Origin of the sequence: Roseibium sp., from assembly GCF_051016195.1 — a bacterium.
GTDB lineage: Bacteria > Pseudomonadota > Alphaproteobacteria > Rhizobiales > Stappiaceae > Roseibium.
Genome location: NZ_CP134616.1, coordinates 211193 through 233890 on the forward strand (window position 1 = coordinate 211193; position 22698 = coordinate 233890).

Annotated in this window: 24 protein-coding genes; 11 read left to right on the forward strand and 13 right to left on the reverse strand. The window is 60.2% G+C overall.

Translation table 11 applies throughout. From position 1 onward, the window contains the following. Positions 1-36: 36 nt before the first annotated feature. A complete protein-coding gene (locus tag RDA78_RS00970; protein WP_434053508.1) occupies positions 37-1032 on the reverse strand; it encodes a hypothetical protein in 996 nt (331 codons plus the stop codon). Between the two features lie 364 nt (positions 1033-1396). Here RDA78_RS00970 and RDA78_RS00975 point away from each other — a divergent pair, with 364 nt between their 5' ends. The 5 genes from RDA78_RS00975 (at position 1397) to RDA78_RS00995 (ending at position 6262) form a co-directional block, all read left to right on the forward strand. Further along, the gene (locus RDA78_RS00975) at positions 1397-2077 is read left to right on the forward strand and encodes a CatB-related O-acetyltransferase (protein ID WP_434053509.1); all 681 of its coding nucleotides are present in this window, start codon (positions 1397-1399) and stop codon (positions 2075-2077) included. A 9-nt stretch (positions 2078-2086) separates the two neighbouring features. Further along, positions 2087-2734 carry a ribosome biogenesis GTP-binding protein YihA/YsxC gene (gene yihA / locus RDA78_RS00980; protein ID WP_434053510.1) on the forward strand — a complete coding sequence of 216 codons (648 nt, stop codon included), beginning with the start codon at positions 2087-2089 and terminating at the stop codon, positions 2732-2734. Positions 2735-2840: 106 nt separating this feature from the next. After that, positions 2841-3728 (forward strand): acetylglutamate kinase, encoded by an 888-nt coding sequence (gene argB, locus RDA78_RS00985; protein WP_434053511.1) that lies wholly within the window; start codon positions 2841-2843, stop codon positions 3726-3728. Continuing rightward, a complete protein-coding gene (locus RDA78_RS00990; RefSeq protein WP_434053512.1) occupies positions 3725-4468 on the forward strand; it encodes a pyrimidine 5'-nucleotidase in 744 nt (247 codons plus the stop codon). Before argB ends, RDA78_RS00990 begins: the two co-directional genes overlap by 4 nt. A gap of 921 nt (positions 4469-5389) precedes the next feature. Next, positions 5390-6262, forward strand: a complete 873-nt coding sequence (locus tag RDA78_RS00995) for a LysR substrate-binding domain-containing protein (RefSeq protein ID WP_434053513.1) — start codon at positions 5390-5392, stop codon at positions 6260-6262. On the opposite strand, the gene RDA78_RS01000 is transcribed toward RDA78_RS00995, so the two are convergent. Beyond that, positions 6263-6793, reverse strand: a complete 531-nt coding sequence (locus RDA78_RS01000; protein ID WP_434053514.1) for a TetR/AcrR family transcriptional regulator — start codon at positions 6791-6793, stop codon at positions 6263-6265. Between the two features lie 65 nt (positions 6794-6858). Between RDA78_RS01000 and RDA78_RS01005 the strand changes: the two genes are divergently transcribed. Then, a complete protein-coding gene (locus tag RDA78_RS01005) occupies positions 6859-7908 on the forward strand; it encodes an alcohol dehydrogenase family protein (protein ID WP_434053515.1) in 1050 nt (349 codons plus the stop codon). Positions 7909-7922: 14 nt separating this feature from the next. Here the strand turns inward: RDA78_RS01005 and RDA78_RS01010 are convergent, their stop codons facing one another. Continuing rightward, the gene (locus RDA78_RS01010) at positions 7923-8828 is read right to left on the reverse strand and encodes a DMT family transporter (RefSeq protein ID WP_434053516.1); all 906 of its coding nucleotides are present in this window, start codon (positions 8826-8828) and stop codon (positions 7923-7925) included. 261 nt (positions 8829-9089) lie between these two features. Here RDA78_RS01010 and dapD point away from each other — a divergent pair, with 261 nt between their 5' ends. Next, positions 9090-9941: a 2,3,4,5-tetrahydropyridine-2,6-dicarboxylate N-succinyltransferase gene (dapD, locus tag RDA78_RS01015; protein ID WP_434053517.1), complete on the forward strand. Its 852-nt coding sequence runs from the start codon at positions 9090-9092 to the stop codon at positions 9939-9941. A 51-nt stretch (positions 9942-9992) separates the two neighbouring features. Here the strand turns inward: dapD and RDA78_RS01020 are convergent, their stop codons facing one another. From RDA78_RS01020 to RDA78_RS01030, 3 genes are read right to left on the reverse strand one after another with little or no spacing between them, the layout of a single operon-like run. Beyond that, positions 9993-10577, reverse strand: a complete 585-nt coding sequence (locus tag RDA78_RS01020) for a hypothetical protein (RefSeq protein ID WP_434056084.1) — start codon at positions 10575-10577, stop codon at positions 9993-9995. 5 nt (positions 10578-10582) lie between these two features. Beyond that, positions 10583-11764, reverse strand: a complete 1182-nt coding sequence (dapE, locus tag RDA78_RS01025) for a succinyl-diaminopimelate desuccinylase (RefSeq protein ID WP_434053518.1) — start codon at positions 11762-11764, stop codon at positions 10583-10585. Positions 11765-11810: 46 nt separating this feature from the next. After that, entirely contained in the window at positions 11811-12236 is a 426-nt protein-coding gene (locus tag RDA78_RS01030) for a DUF805 domain-containing protein (protein ID WP_434053519.1), read from the reverse strand. Between the two features lie 230 nt (positions 12237-12466). On the opposite strand from RDA78_RS01030, the gene RDA78_RS01035 reads away from it, so the two are divergent. The 3 genes from RDA78_RS01035 (at position 12467) to RDA78_RS01045 (ending at position 16366) form a co-directional block, all read left to right on the forward strand. Next, positions 12467-14710, forward strand: a complete 2244-nt coding sequence (locus RDA78_RS01035) for a mechanosensitive ion channel family protein (protein ID WP_434053520.1) — start codon at positions 12467-12469, stop codon at positions 14708-14710. Positions 14711-15016: 306 nt separating this feature from the next. Further along, positions 15017-15796, forward strand: a complete 780-nt coding sequence (locus RDA78_RS01040; RefSeq protein ID WP_434056085.1) for a DUF2189 domain-containing protein — start codon at positions 15017-15019, stop codon at positions 15794-15796. 111 nt (positions 15797-15907) lie between these two features. Next, the gene (locus RDA78_RS01045) at positions 15908-16366 is read left to right on the forward strand and encodes a hypothetical protein (RefSeq protein ID WP_434053521.1); all 459 of its coding nucleotides are present in this window, start codon (positions 15908-15910) and stop codon (positions 16364-16366) included. A gap of 23 nt (positions 16367-16389) precedes the next feature. Here the strand turns inward: RDA78_RS01045 and truA are convergent, their stop codons facing one another. The 5 genes from truA to def form a co-directional block, all read right to left on the reverse strand. Then, entirely contained in the window at positions 16390-17217 is an 828-nt protein-coding gene (truA, locus tag RDA78_RS01050; RefSeq protein WP_434053522.1) for a tRNA pseudouridine(38-40) synthase TruA, read from the reverse strand. Between the two features lie 15 nt (positions 17218-17232). Then, complete coding sequence (locus RDA78_RS01055) at positions 17233-17772, reverse strand: GNAT family N-acetyltransferase (RefSeq protein WP_434053523.1); 540 nt, start codon at positions 17770-17772, stop codon at positions 17233-17235. A 23-nt stretch (positions 17773-17795) separates the two neighbouring features. Then, the gene (fmt, locus tag RDA78_RS01060; RefSeq protein WP_434053524.1) at positions 17796-18734 is read right to left on the reverse strand and encodes a methionyl-tRNA formyltransferase; all 939 of its coding nucleotides are present in this window, start codon (positions 18732-18734) and stop codon (positions 17796-17798) included. Positions 18735-18842: 108 nt separating this feature from the next. Then, on the reverse strand, positions 18843-19475 hold the full coding sequence (locus tag RDA78_RS01065; protein ID WP_434053525.1) for a MarC family protein: 633 nt from the start codon (positions 19473-19475) through the stop codon (positions 18843-18845). A gap of 21 nt (positions 19476-19496) precedes the next feature. Continuing rightward, positions 19497-20015 carry a peptide deformylase gene (gene def / locus RDA78_RS01070; RefSeq protein ID WP_434053526.1) on the reverse strand — a complete coding sequence of 173 codons (519 nt, stop codon included), beginning with the start codon at positions 20013-20015 and terminating at the stop codon, positions 19497-19499. Positions 20016-20140: 125 nt separating this feature from the next. Here def and RDA78_RS01075 point away from each other — a divergent pair, with 125 nt between their 5' ends. After that, positions 20141-21331, forward strand: coding sequence for a DNA recombination protein RmuC (locus RDA78_RS01075; protein WP_434053527.1), 1191 nt, complete (start codon positions 20141-20143; stop codon positions 21329-21331). Between the two features lie 34 nt (positions 21332-21365). Here the strand turns inward: RDA78_RS01075 and RDA78_RS01080 are convergent, their stop codons facing one another. Both RDA78_RS01080 and RDA78_RS01085 read right to left on the reverse strand, forming a co-directional pair. After that, positions 21366-22256 carry a C40 family peptidase gene (locus RDA78_RS01080; RefSeq protein WP_434056086.1) on the reverse strand — a complete coding sequence of 297 codons (891 nt, stop codon included), beginning with the start codon at positions 22254-22256 and terminating at the stop codon, positions 21366-21368. Positions 22257-22287: 31 nt separating this feature from the next. Then, on the reverse strand, positions 22288-22638 hold the full coding sequence (locus tag RDA78_RS01085; protein ID WP_434053528.1) for a MarR family transcriptional regulator: 351 nt from the start codon (positions 22636-22638) through the stop codon (positions 22288-22290). Positions 22639-22698: the final 60 nt, after the last annotated feature.

Below are 22698 nucleotides of genomic sequence, written 5' to 3' on the forward strand. Positions count from 1 at the left end.
GCCCCGCCATCCGGCGGGGCTTTTTCAATTTGATGCTTACACAAACCTGATGTTCTGATGCCCCACATGCGGCAGTCCTGCCAAGGCGGGTCTGTCCGCCGAAAAGCAGATCGCGTGGGAATCGTTTAAAAGAAAGCTGGAGAGTGCACGCATGATGCGCCCGCGGGCAGTCCGTTCATGGAAACGGATGTTGCGCAAGCCGTTGACGTAGTTAACAAAACGCGGATCCGGCGCAGCAACATCCGGATAGAACCCGATCTGCCTGTCGGCCAGCTTGACCCTGTAGCCGAACATGGACAATCCAAGGAGTTCGCGCGCCAGGACCCTTGGGTTCTCCCTGGTGACATCCCAGAACATTCCCTTGTTCCAGTTGAAAAAGCGGCTCCAGATCATGCGGATGTACTCGTCCGTGTTCTTCAGGGCGTGATCGGTGAGGATCACGCCATTTCTTTGCGCGTGGCGCTGTCGCATTTTTTCCAGTTCCGGCTTCAATGTCGCCTCGCACTCGCGCCAGAGACCCAGTTCGTAGGGTTCGAGCACAATCAGGAATTCGTGCTGTGCCGTTGCCGAACCGACGATCAGCGCATCATTGAGAATGGGTGTCCAACGGTCTTCGCTCAGGATGCTGCCGACGCCAACAACGGGAACCACCGTGTTGTCTGGATTGGGTGGCGCGGGCATCGGTGCCCCATGTTCGTCGACGGTCGGTCGCGGCGCTTCCCGGTCTGCCCGTACCTGCTGGACGGCAAGTTCCGTCTTCCTGTCCTGAATCCCGTTGGCAGCGGTCACGCCGAAATTCATGATGAGCTCCCGGGACATGCGGATCGAGGTTCCGCCGAGCAGAACAAAGTTCAAGCGGTTTTCCGACGTGGCCTTATAGAGCTGGTAGGCTGCGCGGATATAGGCCTCCATGACGTATTCATGGTTCCATGACCCGTTCCGCCACCAGCCAACCCATTTGTTGTCCTGCCGGTAAATCGCCTTAAGCGGGTCCACTTCTGCTTTGAATTCGGTCAAGGTCCTGATCGGCATGTCCGTTTCTCCTCTGCATTTCGGCAGGTCGCCCTGCCCGGTACCCATAAGATGGAGAAGAGACGCCGCGCTGCCCTGTGACGCGGGACACAACGAAAACACCACCGGCATCCGGCTGGCTTCGATGTGACACTTCATCTGGATTCGGATTTCGACGCGTCATTTCGCTTGACGCGGGCATTCGGGCATGTTTGATCGCGTGCAACGGGCAGCTGCAATTTTGTTTGCGCCCAACACAGGAGTGCGTGGTCAAATGATCCGATAAAGCAAGACCTCATCCGCAAGGCGAAGCCGCCGACCGGCAGGTCGAACGCGTTCAGTGACGCAAAACCCCTTCCCTTGACTCTTGCTTGCCGGAGGTCCCATGCACGGCCCCTCTCCAGAAACGCTTCATCCGTTCCACGGCGAAAACCACACCGTTTTCCTGAAAAACGTCATCACCCGGCCAAACATCGAGGTGGGCGATTACACCTACTATCACGACTTCGACAACGCCCTCGATTTCGAAAACCGCAACGTCCGCTACCATTTCGAGAACATCGGCGATCGGCTGAGGATCGGAAAATTCTGCGCATTGGCCTGCGGAACCAGCTTCATCATGAACGGTGCCAATCACGCCATGACCGGGTTTTCCACCTATCCGTTCCACATCTTTGCAGAAGACTGGATGGAGAAATTCGACCCGCAGACGATTTTCGGTCATCTGCGCGGCGACACGATCGTCGGCAATGACGTCTGGTTCGGAACCAATTCCACCGTCCTGCCCGGTGTGACCATCTGCTCGGGGGCCATCATCGGCGCGCATGCCGTCGTGGCCTCGGATGTTCCACCCTATGCGGTTGTCGTCGGCAACCCCGGCAGGGTCGTGCGCCTGCGTTTCGACGAGGCGACGATCGACCGGCTTCTCGGCATATCCTGGTGGGACTGGCCCATCGAAAGAGTCTCCCGACATCTGAAGGCGATCTGGGGCGCGGATATCGACGCGCTTGAACGAGCCGCCTGCGAAGGCGAAGACGGCCTCGACGCAACATCAAAGGCAAGCTAAAAGCAGCCCATGAGCGACGAACAAACCTTTTCGCAGGAAGACCTGGAAGCGGGCCGGCTGATGTTTGCCCGCCCCTGGGACTTTCTGACCAGCGTGACCGACATGTCCAATCTTCCCGACGCGTCCGGCACGGAAATCGCCTTTGCGGGCCGGTCAAATGTCGGCAAGTCCAGCCTGATCAACGCGCTGACGGGCCGGAAGGGCCTTGCCAGAACATCGGCGACGCCGGGCCGCACACAGATGCTGAATTTCTTTGTTGCGCCCGATACGCCTCTGACGATCGTGGACATGCCTGGATACGGCTACGCACAAGCGCCGAAGGAGCTTGTCGACGCCTGGACCAACCTGGTGTTTTCCTATCTGCGTGGCCGTCCGAACCTGCGACGGGTGATCCTGCTTGTCGACAGCCGGCACGGGATCAAGAAAAACGACCTGGAGGCAATGGCGCTGCTGGACAGGGCAGCGGTCGTCTACCAGGTGGTGCTGACGAAATCGGACAAGATCAAACCGCCGCAGTTGGCCCGACTCATTTCCGAAACGGAAGCAGCGCTTGCCAAGCGCATCGCCGCGCATCCGCTGATCATCGCGACGTCCTCGGAAAAAAACATGGGGATCGACGAACTGAGAGCCGAGCTTTGCCTGCTGGCCAACCAGTAGTGTTCACGCGGCACCCCGAACGCGCGATTTGTGCAGCTTTGGCAAACCGGTTATAGCAGAGATCTTCTGCGAACGTTTATTAGGCACTGTTGAGTAAAAAGCCTCGATGACAAATCCTGACATGTCCAGCCGCGCGCACATCATCGCGCATGCCCTGCCCTACATGCAGCGCTATGACGACAAGACCGTCGTCGTGAAATATGGCGGCAACGCAATGGGTGATCCCGAGCTCGGACAGGCCTTTGCACGCGACATCACGCTTCTGCGCCAATCGGGTGTCAATCCGGTGGTCGTTCACGGCGGCGGACCGCAGATCGGCAAGATGCTGCAGCGGCTGAACATCGTGAGCGAGTTCAAGGGCGGATTGCGCGTCACCGACAAGGCCACAGTCGAAGTGGTCGAAATGGTGCTGGCCGGCTCGATCAACAAGGAAATCGTCCAGATGATCAATGCCGAAGGCGGGCGTGCTGTCGGTCTTTGCGGCAAGGACGGCAATCTCCTCACCGCACGCAAGCTCAATCGCACCGTGGTGGATCCGGACAGCAATATCGAGAGCGTCGTCGACCTCGGCTTTGTCGGCGAGCCGGCAAGTGTCGACCCGACGGTCCTGAGGCTGGTTCTGAAGGAAGCCATCATTCCAGTGGTTGCACCCGTCGCGCATGGCGAAGACGGGGAAACCTACAACATCAATGCAGATACGGCAGCCGGTGCGATCGCCGGTTCCTTGAACGCGAAGAGGCTGCTCTTTCTGACAGATGTGCCTGGCGTGCTCGACAAGGAAGGCAACCTCATCAAACAGCTGACGGTTGCCAAGGCCCGCGCTCTGATGTCGGACGGGACGATATCGGGCGGCATGATCCCCAAGGTCGAAACCTGCATCGAAGCGCTTGAACGCGGCGTCGAAGGCGTCGTCATCCTCAACGGAAAGGTGCCCCATGCCGTCTTGCTGGAACTGTTTACCGACGGCGGCGCAGGGACGTTGATACGCCCGTGACCGGTAAACGCATCCTGCCCGTGGAAGGCCAGCACGCGCACCGCCAGGACCTTCGGGTGTTCAAGGGCGTGGAAGCCTGGGTGTTCGACCTGGACAATACGCTCTATCCGCACGAAGCGGACCTGTTCTCGCAGATCGATGAGCAGATCTCCCTTTACGTCCAGAAGATCATGGATCTCAATCGCTCCGAGGCGATGGTGCATCAAAAGGCGCTGTATCACGAATACGGAACAACGCTGCGCGGCCTGATGACAACGCAGAGCATTGACCCGGACGACTATCTCGCCTTCGTGCACGACATCGATTATTCCGGGCTTGCGCCCAATCCGGAGCTGGCGACAGCCATTGAGGCCTTGCCCGGCAAGAAATTCATCTTCACCAACGGTGACCGGCCCCATGCGGAGCGTACCGCGGCTGCGCTTGGGATCTCCGACCATTTCGAGGACATTTTCGATATCGTGTCCGCGGACCTTGTGCCCAAGCCCAATCGCGAAACGTATGACAAGTTCATCGGCCTGACGGGTATCTCTCCGGCCCGGGCGGCGATGTTTGAAGATCTGCCGAAAAATCTCAAGGTTCCCCACACGCTCGGAATGCGAACTGCCTTGATCATCCCCACGGGATCGCGGGCTGTCTTTGAGGAAAGCTGGGACCTTGAGGGAGATCCCTATCCCCATGTGGACTTCGTCACCGAAGATCTGACCGGTTTCCTGAAAGCTGTTCTGGGGGCCCTGCGTTAAATACGCGGAGATTGCCCGCACGGCTGCTAATCGCCAGACCTCTGCCTCCCCGATCCCGGCACGCGCTGCGCTTGGCCGGGATGACGATCGGAGAAGGATCGTCCCTAAAAATGTGTCGGCGCTGGTTCGGAGGATCGGCCAGCCCTCCTTAGGAAAAGGAAGCGCTGTCTTCCGTGCCGTCAAACCCACCCTTCGTCACCCCGGGCGAACACAGTGAGACCCGGGGCCGGGGAGCCCAGGCGCGCCGACAGGGTCATCGCACCAATCGCCGGACCTCTGCCTCCCCGATCCCGGCTCGCGCTGCGCTTGGCCGGGATGACGATCGGAGAAGGATCGTCCTTTAAATGTGCCAGCGCTGGTTCGGAGAATCGGCCAGCCCTCCTCAGGAGGAGGAAGCGCTGTCTTCCGTGTCGCCTAGCCCACCCTTCGTCACCCCGGGCGAACACAGTGAGACCCGGGGCCGGGGAGCCCGGGCGCGCCGACAGGGTCATCGCACCAATCGCCGGGCCTCTGCCTCCCCGATCCCGGCTCGCACTGCGCTTGGCCGGGATGACGATCGGAGAAGGATCGTCCTTTAAATGTGCCAGCGCTGGTTCGGAGAATCGGCCAGCCCTCCTCAGGAGGAGGAAGCGCTGTCTTCCGTGTCGCCTAGCCCACCCTTCGTCACCCCGGGCGAACACAGTGAGACCCGGGGCCGGGGAGCCCGGGCGCGCCGACAGGGTCATCGCACCAATCGCCGGACCTCTGCCTCCCCGATCCCGGCTCGCACTGCGCTTGGCCGGGATGACGAACAGGGATGGGCCCCTTTGTCCGCATTGAAGGTTTGGTGATCGATCCGGGGTCGCGGGAACGCAGCGCTACCAAGTCCGGCGAAACTCCTCTAGATTGAGGAAAACTCAATGAGCCGGAACCCGTCCGCACATGGCATCCCTTCGTGCCCTTCATGCCTTTTCCCTGCTGGCCCGCCATGGCCGCGCATCCATCGCGGCGGAAAAACTCGGGGTCTCCCCTTCGGCTCTCTCTCACCTCATGCGCAAACTCGAAAGCGAACTGGGTGCAACGCTTGTCAATCGCGACGGGCGGGGACTGAACCTGACGGATGAGGGGCAGCGGCTTGCGCTGAGTCTCGGCGACGCTTTCGACCGGATCGGGGAAGCGGTCGACAGCTTCAGGCGACGCGGACGCACGGAGCTGAGGATCAGCACCGTCTCCACCTTTGCGACGCGCTGGCTGATCCCGCGCCTGCCGGAGTTTCAGGCCGAGCAGCCCGACGTCGAACTGCTGCTGTCCACCTCAACACGGATGGTGGATCTCGATCGGGAGAACTATGACTGCGCGATCCGGCTCGGCACCGGCAACTGGCCCAGTCTCGAAAGCCATCTTCTGTGGCAGGAACATCTGGCGGTTGCCATCGCGCCGAGCCTTTTGAGAGGCAAGAACCCCTCTGACCCTGCCGTCCTGAAAAGCCTGCCGCTCCTGCACAGTTCCGCCCGCAGGAGCGATTGGACAGAATGGCTTGAAACGGCGGGTATTGAGCATTCAGACATCAACTCCGGCACGGTTCTGCAAAGCCGCGACCTTGCGATCCAGGCGGCAATCGCCGGTATGGGCGCGATCGTGATCGACCGCCGGTTCGTGTCTCAGGAACTGAATGCCGGGCATCTGGTCTCCCCCGACTGGCCGGTCCGGGAACTTGAAACCGGCTACTGGTTCGTCAGGTCAACGGTCAGGACACTGACCCGACCCGTCGCCGCGTTCCGGGATTGGCTGCAGACAGCAGCCGGGCAAAGCTAGTCACGCACGCCTGCGGTCATTCAGCATAAGATCGCCGAGGGTCTTCGCGCACGCGGTGGATATGTCGCCGTGAAGTGGCCAGTCCTGCATAAGGCCCTCGACAATCAGTGTGATTTCACCTTGCCGATCCTGCAGACCGGACAGTTCGGCAGCCGCGTGCGCCACTTCCTCCTTGTGTTTTGCAAGCAAGGCACGGAGCCTTTCGTCCCGTGGAGCGGCCGCGACGGCGGCGTGAAAGAGGCATCCGTGTGCCGCCTCCGAGGCCATCCAGCCTGATATCCTCTCAAAAAGAGTATGCAACACCGGGTTTCCCGTTTCCGGTTCGTCCGCGAAAACGAACTGCATGTAACGACGGTGGCGATGCTCCAGCGCGCACAGCACCATTTCCTCTCGCGAAGGCACGTACTTGTAGAGCGTACGCAGGCTGACGCCCGCGGCTTCGCGCAGGCTGTCGATGTTCGGCTCCGCGAACCCATGTTCCGCGAAGGCTCGCTCCAATCCTGCGGCGATCCTTGTTTTCGTGTCGGTCATGGTTGACGAGGTAGAATAAATCCTCTACCTGAGCAAGTAGAACAAACATTCTACCGGAGAATTCCATGTCCGTACCCGAAAAAATGCATGGTGTCGTCCTGATCGGGCATGGCGGCCCTGACATGCTGCAGTGGCGGGAAGATCTCGACACACCACGCCCTGCGCCCGGGGATGTTCTCATTCGCGTGCTTGCCGCCGGTGTCAACAACACGGACGTCAACACGCGCATCGGCTGGTATTCCAAGGGAGACAGCGACGCCGAGGACGCGGCCTGGACGGGCGTTGCACTGAAACTGCCGCTGGTTCAGGGGGCAGATGTCTGCGGCACAATCGTTGCCGTCGGTGAGGGTGTCGACCCGGCACGGATCGGCGAACGCGTCCTGATCGAACCCTGCCTCGTGGAAGCCGACGGCAAGGAACTCGCTTCGCCCTGGTATTTCGGGTCGGAATGCAATGGTGGCTTTGCCCAATTTACCAAGGTGGCCTCGCGCCATTCGCACGCAGTTGCGTGTGATCTGACTGACGCAGAGCTTGCCTCGTTTCCCTGTTCCTATTCCACGGCCGAGAACATGCTTGAGCGTACGGGCGTAAAGGCTGGGGACACGGTGTTCGTAACCGGCGCGTCAGGCGGTGTCGGCTCGGCGGCGATCCAGCTGGCAAAGGCCAGGGGCGCGGCAGTCATCGCGGTGACAAGTCCGTCGAAATCCGATGCCCTGCTTGCGCTCGGCGCAGACCGGACCCTGACCAGGGACGCCGATTATGCCGGCGAACTCGGCGGCAATTCGGTTGATGTGGTGATCGACCTTGTTGCGGGCGAGAAATGGCCTTCCCTGCTCGAGATCCTGAAACCTCGTGGACGGTATGCCGTGTCCGGTGCAATCGGCGGCCCCCTGGTGGAACTCGACGTGCGCACGCTCTACCTGAAGGATCTCAGCTTTTTTGGCTGCACGGTTCTGGAACCCCAGGTCTTCGGCAATCTGGTCAAACGGATCGAGCGCAAGGAGGTCAAACCGCTTGTCGCCGAAACCTACCCCTTGCGCAATATCTCAGCCGCGCAAGAAGCATTCGGGAAAAAGGGCCACATCGGCAAGATCGTCCTCAACGTCGCCCAGTAATCTCTCAGGATTGGTCATCCCGACAGAATCATGCCGATGACGGCGGCAACGATCAACAGACACCCGAGTATTTCCGAGCGGTTGATCACCTCCTTGAAAACCAGCCAGGACGCGAGGAAGGTAAAGACCAGTTCGATCTGGGCAAGGGCCCGAACGTAGGCGACATTCTGCAAGGTCATGGCCGTGAACCAGCCAATGGAGCCGGCGACGCCGGACGCACCGACCCAGATCGCAGCTTTCCAGGCTTTGAGGCTTGCGCGCAGTTCGTCCGGTTCGCGAATGCTCATCCAGATCGTCATCACAAGGGTCTGGAACAGGGTCGCATAGACAAGTGCCGTGGCGGCCTGCATGGCAACCGTGGTTCCCTCCAGCGACAGGGATGCAGTGCGGTAGGCGACCGCGGAAGCGCCAAAGAAGCCTGCCGAGGCCAATCCGATCAGGGCGGGGCGGCCGAAAAGCGATGACCGTACTGCCGAGGCTGTCAGCGGTACGCGCGCAAGTGAAATGACGATGACCCCGGCGATGCCGACCATGATGCAGAAGGCGGCGGTCCAGGTGACATGTTCGCCAAGTACCACCAGTCCGAACAGCGCCGCCTGGATCGGCTCGGTTTTTGAGTAAGCCGTACCGACCGCAAAATTGCGGAAGGCGAACAGGTAGATCAACAGGAAGGTGGCCACGATCTGCGCCAACCCTCCGAGGGCGCCCGCGATGAAAAGCGTGGCTTTAGGCTCGGGGAAAGGACTGGCGAAGACGAAGTGCAGAACAGCGGCATACAGGAGAGCGAACGGCGCGCCGTATCCAAAACGAATAAATGTCGCCCCGGTATTGCCGAGTCTGCCCTTCAGATGCTTTTGCATCGCGGTTCGCAGGTTCTGGCAAAATGCTGCAAATATCGTGATCGGAATCCAGAGTTCCACGCCAGCGCACTCTCTTCAGTTGACGACAAGTCACCTTACGCCGTTCGTTTGCCGGGGAAACTAGCGAAAGCGGCAAGGGTCACGTTATATTTTCTCAATAGAACCCAAGTTCGAAAGGAGCGGTGCCCCTCATCAGAAACGGGCTCCCGGCGGTGCAATGTCGCCTGCGGAACACTTGGTATCCCGGCAATGCTTGACAGGCCTTGGTTCGGCGGCTTAGGTCCGCGCACGCAATCATTAACGCCCGGAGATCATAGCCAGATGACCCACGACCTTGCCGCCCTGTCCCAGATTATCGACGCGGCATTCGAAGACCGCGCTTCCATTGACACCTCAACCACCGGAGACGTCCGTGATGCCGTGGAAACGACACTGAACCTGCTTGACCACGGCCAGTTGCGCGTCGCGGAAAAGAAGGACGGTGACTGGGTCGTGAACCAATGGGCCAAGAAGGCCGTTCTGCTGTCGTTCCGGCTCAACGCTATGGAGGTCATCAAGGGTGGTCCCGGTGCAGCCGTGTGGTGGGACAAGGTGCCATCGAAATTCGACAGCTGGAGCGGGCTTGAGTTCGAACAGGCAGGTTTCCGCGCCGTGCCAAACTGCACTGTGCGCCGGTCGGCCTTCATCGGCAAGGGCGTGGTCCTGATGCCGTCCTTCGTGAACCTCGGCGCCTATGTCGACGAGGGAACCATGGTCGACACATGGGCAACGGTCGGATCCTGTGCGCAGATCGGCAAGAACGTTCACCTGTCCGGCGGCGTCGGCATCGGCGGCGTTCTGGAGCCCCTGCAGGCCGGGCCGGTGATCATTGAAGACAACTGCTTCATCGGCGCCCGCTCGGAAGTTGTCGAAGGCTGCATCGTGCGCGAAGGGTCCGTTCTGGGAATGGGTGTCTATATAGGCAAGTCGACCCGGATTGTGAACCGCATGACGGGCGAGATCAGCTACGGCGAAGTGCCGCCCTACTCCGTTGTCGTCGCCGGCTCGATGCCAACCGCCAGCCTGATGGGCAACGGAGAAGCGGCTCCGAACCTTTATTGCGCCGTTATCGTGAAAACGGTCGATGAGCAGACCCGCTCCAAGACGGCGATCAACGAGTTGCTGCGCGACTGATCAAAGGCTTGGCGACAATTCTAGAACCCCGCCTCACCGGGCGGGGTTTTTTCATGCCCGCCAGAGAATACCGGCCACCTGCGCGATGACGAGTGACAGAAGGATGTCGAGAACAACGACGCCTATCGCCAGACTGATGGATGCCTGAAGCACAATCCTCGCAATCAGGAAATGATACCAGAGGATCACGAGCAGAGCGGTTAGCGACAGAAGAACCGCGATCCCTGGCGAAATAATGCCAAGCAGGAAAAGAATGTAGGTGATCATGTAGGGAACGGCGGTCAGCAGGCTTGTCCAGTTCCGGACCACGATAAAGGGTACATATCGCTGCGAAATGCCGATGGGAGCCGCAATCGCCGCCAGAATGATCGGCAGGGCAATCCAGTTGACCCCATGCTCGAGAAACTTTGATGTCCAGAACGCGCTGTCGGGAAAGCCCTCCGGATGGAACATGTTTTCCGCGATAAAGAGATGCTTCTCGAACTGGCCACTGAGAAGAAAGAGCGGGATCAGCAGAATGATGACCTGAAACGAGCGCCAGAAACCCTGGAGCGACTGATCGAAATAGGCCTGCCCTTCGGGCCGGTTGCGCAGCAGCAGCCAGGAGCCGTCGAGTGCCGCCCGGATTTCGTTCATGCTGATCAAGGTCGAGCCGCTCCCGGTTCCTTCGAAAAGTACCTCACGAGAAATCGTTTATAGATTGCAGTCAAGCGGTCAAGATCCTCCAGGCTCACGCACTCATCAACCTTGTGCATCGTCTGACCGACAAGCCCGAACTCGACGACAGGGCAAAAATTCTTGATGAACCGGGCGTCGGAGGTGCCGCCTCCGGTGGACAGTTCGGGTCTCAGTCCGGTCTCCGTCTCAACGGCGCCGCCCAGCGTCTCGATCAGCGCTTCGTCCTTCGTCAGGAACGATTCACTGGCGTCGCGCTTGAATTCAAGCTCGAGTTTCAGATCGTCAAGAGTGACGGCGGCAAGGGTTTCCCGAATTTTCGTCTTGAGGCTCTCCAGCGACCATTCGTCGTTGTAGCGAATGTTGAAGCGGGCCTCGGCATGGGCCGGAATGACATTGAAAGCCGGATTGCCGACATCGACCGTCACGATTTCCAGGTTGGAGGGCTGGAACCGCTCGTTGCCCGCGTCGAGTTCCAGCGCTTCGAGAGCCGTAAGAAGCCGGACGAGCCCGGGGATCGGATTGCTGGCGAGATGGGGATAGGCCGCGTGCCCCTGCGTGCCGGAAACGGTTATCGTGCCGGAGAGTGAACCTCTGCGCCCGACCTTGATCGCATCTCCCAGCCTTTCCGGGTTCGTCGGCTCCCCGACAATACAGGCATCGAACCTGTGACCGTGTTGCTCGGCCCACTCAAGCAGCTTGACCGTTCCGTTCACGGCGGGACCTTCTTCATCCCCCGTGATCAGAAAGGAAATCGAACCGCCGAAATCCGGACCGTATCCGTCGACAAACTCCCGCGCTGCCGCGGCAAACGCAGCAACGGCGCCTTTCATGTCGACAGCGCCGCGGCCATAGAGGACGCCGTCTGAGATGTCCGCGCTGAACGGTCCGTGGCTCCAGTCATCTTCCGCGCCTGCCGGTACGACATCCGTATGTCCGGCAAAGACGAAATGCGGGCTTCCTGTTCCGATGGTTGCAAACAGGTTTTCAACGTCAGGCGTGTCTTCGTCCGTGAAAACAACCCTGGAGACCGAAAAGCCGGCTTCTCCCAGAAGCTTTTCGAGCGTGGCCAGAGCGCCCCCTTCCGCAGGGGTCACGGATGGACAGCGAATGAGGTCTTGGGCGATGGAGACGGCGTTTGACGGCATGGCGAACAGGATCTCACGACACAATTATGATGGAATTTGGATTGGGTCAGCTCTTTCGCCAGTAGCTGTTGGGAATCGGACCATTCTTGTTCGGCTGCACCTGGCTGGGAATGAAGCCGAGAACCAGGACAACGATGAGATTGATGCCCGGCAGGAAAATGAGCAGGGCCCAGAAGCCGCTCTGGCCGATGTCCTGGAACCGTTTGATTACGATGGCCAGTTCGAACCATTGCAGCACGAAAAAAAGGAGCGGAAATAGTGGATTTGAACCGGCGAAGGCGCTTGGCGTCACATCTTCCGGGTTCGGAATGCCCGGGATCGAGAGAAACCAGATACGGATGGCCATGCCAATGATGACCCAGACAAGCGCAAAACAGAGCCAGTAAGGCTCCCTGCCAATCCGGCCGAAAGGGCTCATGAGGGCCCATACCGGACCTGGCGCGATGTTCGCGCTCTGTTGGGGTGTGTTCATTCAAACCGGCTCGCGTAAATTAGTTCCGGACACGGAGGTAGACGCATAAGCGCCCGGGATCAAGCGCCGTCGTTCCGCAGACCATCCGCAAAACTCAGGAGGAGCCCTCAAAAGAATGGAAAAAGTGTCCACATGCAGAAATTTACGCCGCGGAATTTTTATGGATTATGCACCGCAAGCATGTCTAATTTAGGATGATTCAAAAACACCACCGTCCGGGGGGCCCCATCATGACCGGTGCTTTTCAAAAACTCATATACGCCTGCACCTTAACGCTCTTTTTTGCCATAACCGTTTTGACACCCTCAACCGGGATGGCACAGGACGCTTCGTCCGAGCTGCCGCCTCCGCTTCAGCCCGATGCCATGGAGAAACTTGTGTCGGACCTCGATCCGGAACAGGTGGAAGCGCTCACGGATCTGATGACCCTGCTGCAACAAAGCGCCGCAGCGGGCGAAACGGCGGACGCTGCTCCCGAAGGCCCCGGGCTCATCGCACAGCTGCAGATGGCAGCCGGTGCATTCGGCGGCATGGTCGTCGGTCACTTCCAGAACCTTCCCGACCTGTTCACAAGTCTCTTTGCGGCGATCGGAGCGCTTTTTGCCGGATCGATCGCGGGCCCGATACATTTCCTGATCGGTGCCATCGCCATCATTCTGGCTGCGGGCTTCGCGGGCGAGTTCCTGGTCAACCGCCTGATGGCCACCCGGCGTGACTCCATCCAGAACAAGTCACCGGAAAGCCTCTTTGAAACCGTCAAGCTGGTGTCCACCCGCGCCGGTCTCGATCTCGGCGGTCTGATCATCTTCGCCGTGATTGCGCTCATTGTCGCGCGAGTCGCGGTTTTTGATCCCGTGACCCGGTCCTATGCACTTGGGGCAGTCTTCTGGATCGTGTTCATGCCGAGGCTTGTCGCCGCGCTATTGCGTTTCGCACTGGCACCCAACCGGAGCGAATTGCGCCTTGTCACCGCCGACGATCCGACAGCAAAGTCGCTCTACCACAGTTTCACCACCCTCTTTGCCGTGGTCGGCGTTGCCTTCTTCCTTCGAAACCTCATGGAAGGCGCCGGCACGGATGCGGGCGGAACCTTCCGTTTCTTCGTCGGTTTCGGCGTCAATGCCTGGATCGTTGCCGTGATCTGGAAGGCCCGCCACGGGCTGACGAGCATTATCCTCGGCGACGAGAACGATCCGACTTCCGGCCTCGAACGGATGGCGCGGTTCTGGCCCTATTTCTCAATGGCCTTCATTGCCTTCAATTGGCTTCTGGTGCAGTTCACCGCGAGCATGGGCGTTGACGCACTCACCGCGGGCCGGTCGCTGGCCGTGATCGCACTCGTTGTCTTTGCACCGTTTCTCGACACGATGGTGCGCGGCATCGTTTCCCATATCGTGCCGCCCATGCAGGGTGAAGGCCCCGTTGCCGAAGCGGCCCACATGCAGACCCGCCACAGCTACGTCCGCATCGCGCGCGTCGCCCTGCTGGCGTTTCTCGTTCTGGTCGTTGGCCGCATTTACGGGCTCAATCTGCTTGCGCTTGGCGGAGATGACGGATCCGCTGTTGCGCGCAACAGCGTCATTTTCCTCCTGATCCTGGCAGCCGGGTATCTTGCGTGGGAAATCACGAACCTCTGGGTCGCGCATCAGCTGGCAAAGGACTCGCCTCCAGCTGAATCCCAGGACGATGACGCGGAAATGGGCGGCGCGGGCAAATCGCGGCTTGCCACGATCCTGCCGCTGATGCGGGTGGTCCTTCAGATTACCATCATCACCCTCACCGCGCTGCTCGCCCTCAGTCAGCTCGGGATCAACATCACGCCGCTTCTGGCCGGTGCAGGCGTGATCGGTCTTGCCATCGGCTTCGGGGCGCAGACGTTGGTGCAGGACGTGGTCTCAGGCGTGTTCTTCCTGATGGACGATGCCTTCCGGCTCGGCGAATTCATTGATACAGGCGGCACCCAGGGCACAATCGAAAAGATCTCGATCCGCTCCCTGCAGCTTCGTGGCACGAAGGGCGCGGTCCATATCGTTCCTTACGGCCAAATCCCGAAACTGACCAACCTGTCGCGCGACTGGGTGATCATGAAGCTGAAATTCACGGTTCCGTTCGATACGGATGTCGAAAAGGTCCGCAAGCTCTTCAAGAAGATCGGCCAGGAAATCATGGAGATGGAAGAGTTCAGGGACGACCTGCTCGCCCCCTTCAAAGGGCAGGGTGTCGCCGACGTGGACGATGTCGGTATCGTCGTACGCGGCAAGTTCACGACCAAACCCGGCAAGCAGTTCGGCGTGCGGAAGGAAATCTACAAACGCGTGCAAAAGGCGTTTGAAGAAAACGACATCCAATTCGCGCGCAAAGAGGTCCGGGTTCAGCTTCCGGAAAACACCAACCTGGACGACAAGCAGAAAGAAGCGCTGGCGTCCGCCGCGGCTGCGGCCTCCGCGGCGGAAACAGGCAAACCGCCTGCATAGCGGCGAAAAGTCTCGAACCGGCGGTCCGGTGCCGCCGGTTCGCGGCAGACCGGACCCGGGGCGGTGTCGTGAAAAAAACCTCGTGCCGGTCTGCGGAACAGGGAAATGTAAGCCTTTCTCCTCATTGAGCGATGCCGCCTTCCATGCCTAAAATCGGCTGTCTGCAGGAGGGCAGTAATTTTTAATCGGCTTTTGGGAGGAAGCTGGCACATGAACGAGAATACGACGACCCCGGGTAAGCATGGAACCGATGCCGCACCTGCCACCGGGACATCCGGATCCGCAGCGAAGGACAGGCTCCGGCCGATGCCGATCGTCAACAAGATCACCGCCGACGATGTGATCGATGCCCTGGCCAGCGGACTTGCCGACTTCCGCAAGGCGCCGGTCTATGGCCTTGCGATCGGCGCGCTCTTTGCCGCCGGCGGCCTTTTCGTCATCCTGAGCGCCGCCGCTCTGAAAATGAGCTACCTGTCCTACCCGGCTGCCGCCGGGTTTGTGTTGATCGGTCCATTTGCCGCTGTCGGTCTCTACGAAGTGAGCCGGCGGCTTTCGACCGGCGAGGAGCTTTCCTGGGCCGCCATCCTTGGAACCATGTGGGCCCAAAAGGGGCGTGAGCTTTCCTGGATGGCGTTTGTCGTGCTCTTCATCCAGATCATGTGGATGTACCAGGTCCGGCTGCTGCTGGCCCTGTTTCTCGGGTTCAAGTCCTTCGCGACGTTTGAGGAGTTTCTGACGGAGGTCATCACCACTCCGGAAGGCCTGATGTTCCTCGCGGTCGGGCATGTCGTCGGCGCCATCCTGTCACTGATCCTGTTCTCGCTAACCGTCATTTCCTTTCCGCTTCTGCTGGAGGAAGACCGGGATTTCATCACAGCAATGATCACCAGCGTCCGCGCCGTGGTCACGTCGCCGATCCCGATGATCGGCTGGGCGCTTGTCGTCACGGCGCTGCTGATCGTATCGATGGTGCCGGCATTTCTCGGCCTGATCGTGGTTCTGCCCGTACTCGGACACACGACCTGGCATCTTTACAAGAAGTGTGTGGTGATCCCCGAACAGGGCCAATCAAGCACGGCGAATTAACGAAGGTTTGCAGTGATCTGCGAATTGGCAGGTCTCCCTTAAAGACAAACTTAGTCTCGTCGTGGCAAAGTATAGTCTTTATGCAAGGTCACCAGCGGCGCGAGGACGGGCATGAGCGAAGCGATTGGAGCCAGGACACCCTGGTCAGGACTGACCGGTATGGCACTGGGTGCGATCGCGCTTGTCCTGGCGCTGTTCCTGCACAGTGCCGGGCCTCTCGACCCGCAGCCCACCGTCGGACAATCGATCGGCGAAATTGCAGCGGACATCCGCTCGTCTGCTCTGAAGGGGTTGAGGGGAGAAGAATTGCCGGAACCCGAGGCGCGGCCGTGGAGCCTCGACCGCACCCTCGCGACAGCCGCCTACATTCTTGCCGGACTTGCGGTCATCCTGGGTATCGTGAGTTTCGTCCTGCGGGAAAACCGGCGCGTGGCCGTTGCCGCCGTCGGATTCGGCAGCATTGCGATCGGTTTTCAATTGTTTGTCTGGACGGTCATGATCATCGCGGGCGTGATCATCATCGGGTACATCCTGGGCCATCTCGGCGATATCTTCAGCGGCTTTGGCTAGAGCACAAGCAACGGGACGCCGTCCTACGCCTGCCCCGCGTCTTCCTCCGCAGTCTGCGTTGCGGCCTTTCGCTCCCGCCACTCGCGCAAGAGCTCAATGTCCGTTTCGGCGGGGCGGTAATCGACTCGTGTCAGATAGAGCCCGTCAGCGGGTGCGACCGGGCCGCAGGCCTTGCGGTCGCGGGCCTGAAGCGCTGCCGCGATGGCTCCTGGGCCCCATTTGCCTTCACCGACAAGTCGCAGTGAACCGACCATGGACCGGACCTGATTGTGCAGGAACGAGCGGGAGGAACATTCCGCGATGACGAATTCGCCTTCCCGAAACACGCGAAAGTCCTCGAGCGTTTTTTCCGGGCTCTTCGCCTGGCAGCGTGCATGACGGAACGTGGTGAAATCGTGGTGGCCGACAAATTCCTGCGCGGCTTCGTTCATCGCAACCGCGTCGAGATCCGGTTTGACGTGCCAGGCAAGACCGAGTTGGTGGGTGAGCGGTGGAACGCGGTTGTGGATCCGGTAACGATAGGACCGGCGGATGGCAGAAAAGCGGGCATCAAAGCCCTCATGCATTTCTTCACAATCCAGGATCACCACCGGATCCGGCTGGCAGTGAAAATTCATCGCTCCCATGATCGTCCTGACAGGCCAGGTTTTGGAAAGATCCGCATGGCAGACCTGCCCGGTCGCATGAACGCCCGTATCCGTTCGCCCGGCCCCGCCGATCGTAACTTCTTCGCCCGAAAATGCCTTTATGGCGCGCTCGATCACGGCCTGTACGGATGGTCCGTTGGCCTGGCGCTGCCATCCGCAAAACGGGCGGCCGTCATACTCCACGGTCAGCTTGTATCGCGGCATTCCGGAAAGCTCTGTCTATTCAAATTCTTCGAACGGAGTGGCAAAGGCGACTTCTATGGGAAGGTCCCGGGACCCTGCCTCCGTCAAGGCCAGCGCCATGAACGCATCGCCCGCATAAGGTGCCTGAACCTTGCGTGCCAGAACCGGATCGAAGCCGAAACGCGGATAATAGGATGGCGGGCCAAGGACCAGGACGAGATCTTCCCCGAGCTCCTTCAGCCGGTTCAGCGACGCCGTGATCAGGGCGGAGCCGATTCCCTGCCGCTGGTTGTCCGGCCAGACGGAAACCGGCGCGAGGCATGCGACCTGAAGGCCCTGCCCCGGACCGATCGCCGCCGGCGTCACGCGGCTGTAGGCGATATGGCCGACCGTCCTGCCGTCTGCGTTCACCGCGACCTGTTCAAGCACCAGCGCGCCGCAGTGACGCAGTTTCTCGACCAGCCGTGCTTCCATGTCGGACGGAAAGGCAGCTGCCACAAGTCTGCGGACCTCGGCTTCGTCCCCGGTCTCCACGTCGCGGATCGTGAGGGTGCCGGCAGTGGTGTCATCGCTCATGCGTGTCTCCTGTCGCATGCATCTTAGTCGAGGCGCGCCCCTTCAGGAAGGGATGCGCCGCGCAGGAACTCGGCCCCGCTCATCGGCTTCTTGCCAGCCCGTTGCACCTGCTCCAGGCGGACGGCTCCAGACGCGCAGGCCACTGCGGCAACATCGCCCGTATCGATGACAGTGCCCGGCTCTCCCGCACCTTCAACTACGGAACTTCTGAGAATTTTCACGCGTTCCGGCTTGCCGCCAAGCGGCATCTCACACCAGGCACCTGGAAAGGGCGACAGACCGCGAATGTGATTGTGCACCTCTTCTGCCGTCTTCGACCAGTCGATCCTGGTTTCCGGTTTCACAAGTTTCGCCGCATAGGTAACACCATCTTCCGACTGCGTCTGCTCGCCGAGTGCGCCGCGTGACAGAGCCGCAAGGGCACGAACCATGAGGTCGCCGCCGAGTCCCGACAGCTGGTCATGCAATTCTCCTGCGGTCATGTTGGGGCCTATCGCGACGGTTTCGGACATGCAGACCGGACCGGTGTCGAGACCCTCTTCCATGCGCATGACCTGTACGGCGGTTTCGGTGTCACCGGCCATCACGGCCCGGTTGATCGGAGCGGCGCCGCGCCAGCGCGGCAGCATGGAGGCATGCAGGTTGAGGCACCCGTATTGCGGCGCATCAAGGATGGCCTTCGGCAGCAAGAGGCCATAGGCGACGACGACCGCGACATCCGCGTCCAGAGCCGCGAACTGCTCCTGCTCCGCTGCATCTTTCAGGCTATCGGGCGTGAAGACCGGAATCGCAAAGGACTCGGCGGCCTCGTGGACCGGAGACTTTTTCAAGTCCATGCCCCGGCCGGCGGGGCGTGGCGGCTGCGAATAGCAGGCAATGACATCGTGCCCCTGTCCGACAATTTCCATGAGGGTCGGCACCGAAAATTCAGGGGTGCCCATAAAGACGACGCGAAGAGACATGTGGCTCCTTTGAGCTTCACCGTATTTGCGAGATTTGCGCCTCTTATTGCCCCTTAAGCCGATGCGGGCAAGTGTGCAATGATCAAACCAGCCCCCGTCCGAACGCGCCTAGGCCAGTCCCGGCCACAGCACCTTGAGACTGTCCGTCATCATTTCCATGGCAATGGCGGCGAGGATCATGCCCATGAGGCGGCTCATGACGCTGTTTGCGGTTTCGCCGAGAAACCGCTGCAGAAACGGGGCGGAGAAGAATGTTGCGATCAGGACGGCGATCGATGCGGCAACAGCGGCGATATAGGCGACTTCCTGGCTGAAATCGTGCACCTGCCCGCGAAAGATGATCATGGTCGAGATCGACCCGGGACCAAGAAGTATGGGCACGGTCAACGGGTAGATTGCCGGATTGTCCTGCGCCTTCATGTTCGCCTTTTCCTTGTCCGACCCATGGTGCACGGGCGTGCTCTGACCGCGGATCAGGTCGAGTGCGATCAGGAGGATCAGGAAACCGCCGGCGAGGCGGAAAGCATCGAGGCTGATGCCGAATACCTTGAGGATGATATCACCCGTCAGCCCGATCACGAGTGCGCCTGCCGACAGGCTGATCAGCAGCGTGAAGGCGACCTTGCGTTCGAACGCGGGCCCGCGATCCGAGGTCAGGGCAAGAAAAACCGGCAGATTGGCGATCGGACTCATGATCGCAAAGAGCGCAGCAAAGGTTTTCAGGAACAGTTCCTGATCCATATGTCCGCTCCCCTTCCGCTGTCAGATCTTGCCGGCGAGTTTCGCCTGCTTGGTGAATTTCTTGACGACCCGGTCGCGCTTCAGCTTCGACAGGTAGTCAATGAACAACTTCCCATTGAGGTGGTCAAGCTCGTGCTGGATGCAGGTTGCCAGCAATCCGTCGGCCTTGATTTCCTTCCGCGCGCCCTCCCGGTCGAGAAACTGCACGGTCACCCCTGCCGGACGTTCGACATCCTCGAAATACTCCGGGATCGACAGACATCCCTCCTGATAGACCGACATGTCTTCGCTCGACCAGACGATTTCCGGATTGATGAACACCATCGGTTCCTTGGGTGCGTCTTCCTTGGCGACATCCAGCACGAACATGCGCTTCAGAATGCCGATCTGGCTCGCTGCGAGACCGATCCCGGGAGCGTCGTACATGGTTTCCAGCATGTCGTCAGAGAGCGCGCGGATGTCATCATCGACAGCCGCGATCGGCGCACAGACCTCGCGAAGGACCGGGTCCGGGATTGTTATGATCGGGCGTTTTGTCATGCGCCTGACATAGGCAATAGCGCGGCGGCGGTCAACGCGGAAATCAAGGACTCCGGGCGTGTTTTCAACGTTTCCGGTTTCGGTTGCGGATGGGCCTTGCGGGCGAATCGTTCTATGTTTGTTTCATGAACGAGATCCTGTTTGAGTTGCGTGGCCGTCCGGTGACGGTGCTTGAGGCCGCCATTGCAGGCGGCCTGTTCCTGCTGGCGCTAATCGTCTGGCTGGTCCTGAAGACCATGCGCCAGATCCGCGAGCGCGCGGACGCGGACAACGCCGCGACGGAGCGGATCCACGAACTGGAAAGTCATCTGTCCCAGCTTCTGAAATCCCAGGGCGAGATGACGGGCCGCATGCAGACGATGGCGGAAGTGTTCGGCACGCGCCAGTCGGACATGATGCGCGCGGTCAACGAGCGTCTTGACGGCATGGGGCACAAGCTCGGCCTGTCCATGTCCGACACAACCAAGAAAACCCAGGACGGCCTGAGGCAATTGCATGAACGCCTGGCTGTGATCGACCGGGCCCAGCGGACCATCACCGATCTTTCCGGACAGGTTGGCCAGCTGCAGGCGATCCTGTCGAACAAGCAGACACGCGGCGCCTTTGGTCAGGGACGGATGGAAGCGATCATCCAGGACCAGATGGCGCCCAGCACCTACTCGTTCCAGGCAACGCTTTCCAACAACAGCCGTCCGGATTGCCTCATTCACATGCCGAACGGCGCGCCGTCACTGGCGATCGATGCCAAGTTTCCGCTCGAGGCCTTCAACCTTCTGCGCGACGCGGAAACGGACGAACAGCTGAAATACGCGCGGTCCCAGTTCCGGCGGGACTTTGCCAAGCACATCCAGGACATCAGCGAGAAATATCTTCTGCCAGGCGAAACACAGGACACGGCATTTCTGTTTGTTCCGTCCGAGAGCGTGTTCGCGGAGCTGAACGAAGGTTTCGAAGACCTGATCCAGAAGGCGCACAGGTCCCGGGTGGTGATCGTGTCTCCGTCGCTGCTGATGCTTTCGATCCAGGTGATCCAGTCGGTCCTGCGGGATGCCAAGATGCGGGAACAGGCCCATCTCATCCAGGCGGAAGTCGGTCACCTGATCACAGATGTCGGGCGCCTCAACGACCGGGTCGGCAAGCTGCAGTCCCACTTCGCGCAGGCCAACAAGGATATCGACCAGATCCTGATCTCAACCGACAAGATCACCAAGCGAAGCCGCAAGATCGAGGATCTGGAACTCGGAGAAGCGGAGGCCCAGCGCGAAGAGGTGCCTGAGACGCGCGAGCCCCAGCTGTCGCTAGCTCCGAAAGTCTAAGTTCGGAACCCATTCATTTTGTTGAAGCTGCCACCTAAGCTTGAACACTCTCGGCAGGTTTCTCAAGGCGGCGGGCCCCGGTCATCGCACCCCACTCCGTTGCCGCGATACGGTCGATCGCGCTGTCCAGCGGCTCATACGCCACGGTCATCGTGAAGCCGTTTGCGTGCAGCAGCCTGTTGGGTCCGGAGACGATCCCCACATGGCCTTTCCAGAACACCAGGTCGCCACGCTCGAATGCCGACGGGTCCTCGTGCGGGATCTCATGGCCTGCGCTTTGTTCCTGAATGTCGCTGTCGCGCGGGACATCGATGCCGCCGGCCTGGGCAGCCAGTTGGACCAGCGCGGAACAGTCGAGCCCCACGCTTGTGCGCCCGCCCCACAGGTACGGGGTCCCCAGCATTTCCTCCGCAACGCGGACCCAGTCACTCTCGACGTGGTCGAGCCCGACCAGATGTTTGGCAACGACCGCCGAGCCGTCGCTCAGGACGGCGTATTTCAATCCGCGTGTTTCCGCTTCACCGACGACCGTCACCTTTGACCCGATCGACAGGAAGCCCAATGGCGGAAATTTCAAATCCGGACCGGGATACCGATAGGTTCTGAGAGCGCGCACGCGGTGTGTTGCCGCCGTCACCGGGCCAAGCCCGTCCGACGAGAACCAGCCGACATATCCGTCCGTGTCAAGCTGTCCCCAGGCCCAGCCTTCGGCGGTTTTTTCGTAAACGGTGACCCACTCGCCGCAGAGGGCCTCGGTATCGATGGACCGGTCCGGGCGCGGTTCCGGCCGGACGGCAAGGCTATCCGCCGTCACCTGAAGAACCTCGCCTTCTGCGAAGCGTTCAGCTTCGACCCGGCCCTGGTAGTCCATTGCGGCCAGATCGAAACGAACCGGGTGAAAACGGCGGTCGAAGAGGTTTTTCATATCCAAATCAGCATCCAGACCGGAGAGACATCTATCGGGGCAATTCCTTGGCCTTTTCTACCACGAGATCACCGAGTTGTTCGAGGTAAAGAGCGCCCTCGACCGTCCGCGTGATGATCACGTTGCGCTTGTCGGCCTCATCGCGCTTTCGCGACAGCAACCGCAGACCACCGAGCGTATCGAGTGCCCTGGTGATGGCCGGCTTGGTCACGTTCAGCTTGGCGGCAAGACCACGCACCGTGTGCGGCGGCGGCTCGAGATAGACCGTCAGGAGGATCGTCAATTGACGCGCAGAAAGGTCCTGTTCGCTGTCCCGAACCAGCGCCAGGTTGACTTCGTGCAACAATTTCAGTGCCTGAGAGGCGCGTATGTCGACAACCATGACCGAACCGATCTTACTCCTTGGCCATGGCTATCGAAACACAAAAACGTTTCGGACCCG

Bases quoted from the DNA above. Each gene is read 5' to 3' on its own strand.
- RDA78_RS01080 (WP_434056086.1), bottom strand. From the start codon at position 22,256: ATGAAAAACCTCTTCGACCGCCGTTTTCACCCGGTTCGTTTCGATCTG.
- RDA78_RS00970 (WP_434053508.1), bottom strand. From the start codon at position 1,032: ATGCCGATCAGGACCTTGACCGAATTCAAAGCAGAAGTGGACCCGCTT.
- RDA78_RS01005 (WP_434053515.1), top strand. From the start codon at position 6,859: ATGTCCGTACCCGAAAAAATGCATGGTGTCGTCCTGATCGGGCATGGC.
- RDA78_RS01055 (WP_434053523.1), bottom strand. From the start codon at position 17,772: ATGAGCGATGACACCACTGCCGGCACCCTCACGATCCGCGACGTGGAG.
- RDA78_RS01030 (WP_434053519.1), bottom strand. From the start codon at position 12,236: ATGAACACACCCCAACAGAGCGCGAACATCGCGCCAGGTCCGGTATGG.
- dapD (WP_434053517.1), top strand. From the start codon at position 9,090: ATGACCCACGACCTTGCCGCCCTGTCCCAGATTATCGACGCGGCATTC.
- fmt (WP_434053524.1), bottom strand. From the start codon at position 18,734: ATGTCTCTTCGCGTCGTCTTTATGGGCACCCCTGAATTTTCGGTGCCG.
- yihA (WP_434053510.1), top strand. From the start codon at position 2,087: ATGAGCGACGAACAAACCTTTTCGCAGGAAGACCTGGAAGCGGGCCGG.
- RDA78_RS01075 (WP_434053527.1), top strand. From the start codon at position 20,141: ATGAACGAGATCCTGTTTGAGTTGCGTGGCCGTCCGGTGACGGTGCTT.
- RDA78_RS01035 (WP_434053520.1), top strand. From the start codon at position 12,467: ATGACCGGTGCTTTTCAAAAACTCATATACGCCTGCACCTTAACGCTC.
- RDA78_RS01040 (WP_434056085.1), top strand. From the start codon at position 15,017: ATGCCGATCGTCAACAAGATCACCGCCGACGATGTGATCGATGCCCTG.
- RDA78_RS01065 (WP_434053525.1), bottom strand. From the start codon at position 19,475: ATGGATCAGGAACTGTTCCTGAAAACCTTTGCTGCGCTCTTTGCGATC.
- RDA78_RS01045 (WP_434053521.1), top strand. From the start codon at position 15,908: ATGAGCGAAGCGATTGGAGCCAGGACACCCTGGTCAGGACTGACCGGT.
- RDA78_RS01020 (WP_434056084.1), bottom strand. From the start codon at position 10,577: ATGAACGAAATCCGGGCGGCACTCGACGGCTCCTGGCTGCTGCTGCGC.
- RDA78_RS00995 (WP_434053513.1), top strand. From the start codon at position 5,390: ATGGCATCCCTTCGTGCCCTTCATGCCTTTTCCCTGCTGGCCCGCCAT.
- argB (WP_434053511.1), top strand. From the start codon at position 2,841: ATGACAAATCCTGACATGTCCAGCCGCGCGCACATCATCGCGCATGCC.
- RDA78_RS01085 (WP_434053528.1), bottom strand. From the start codon at position 22,638: ATGGTTGTCGACATACGCGCCTCTCAGGCACTGAAATTGTTGCACGAA.
- dapE (WP_434053518.1), bottom strand. From the start codon at position 11,764: ATGCCGTCAAACGCCGTCTCCATCGCCCAAGACCTCATTCGCTGTCCA.
- RDA78_RS01000 (WP_434053514.1), bottom strand. From the start codon at position 6,793: ATGACCGACACGAAAACAAGGATCGCCGCAGGATTGGAGCGAGCCTTC.
- truA (WP_434053522.1), bottom strand. From the start codon at position 17,217: ATGCCGCGATACAAGCTGACCGTGGAGTATGACGGCCGCCCGTTTTGC.
- def (WP_434053526.1), bottom strand. From the start codon at position 20,015: ATGACAAAACGCCCGATCATAACAATCCCGGACCCGGTCCTTCGCGAG.
- RDA78_RS00975 (WP_434053509.1), top strand. From the start codon at position 1,397: ATGCACGGCCCCTCTCCAGAAACGCTTCATCCGTTCCACGGCGAAAAC.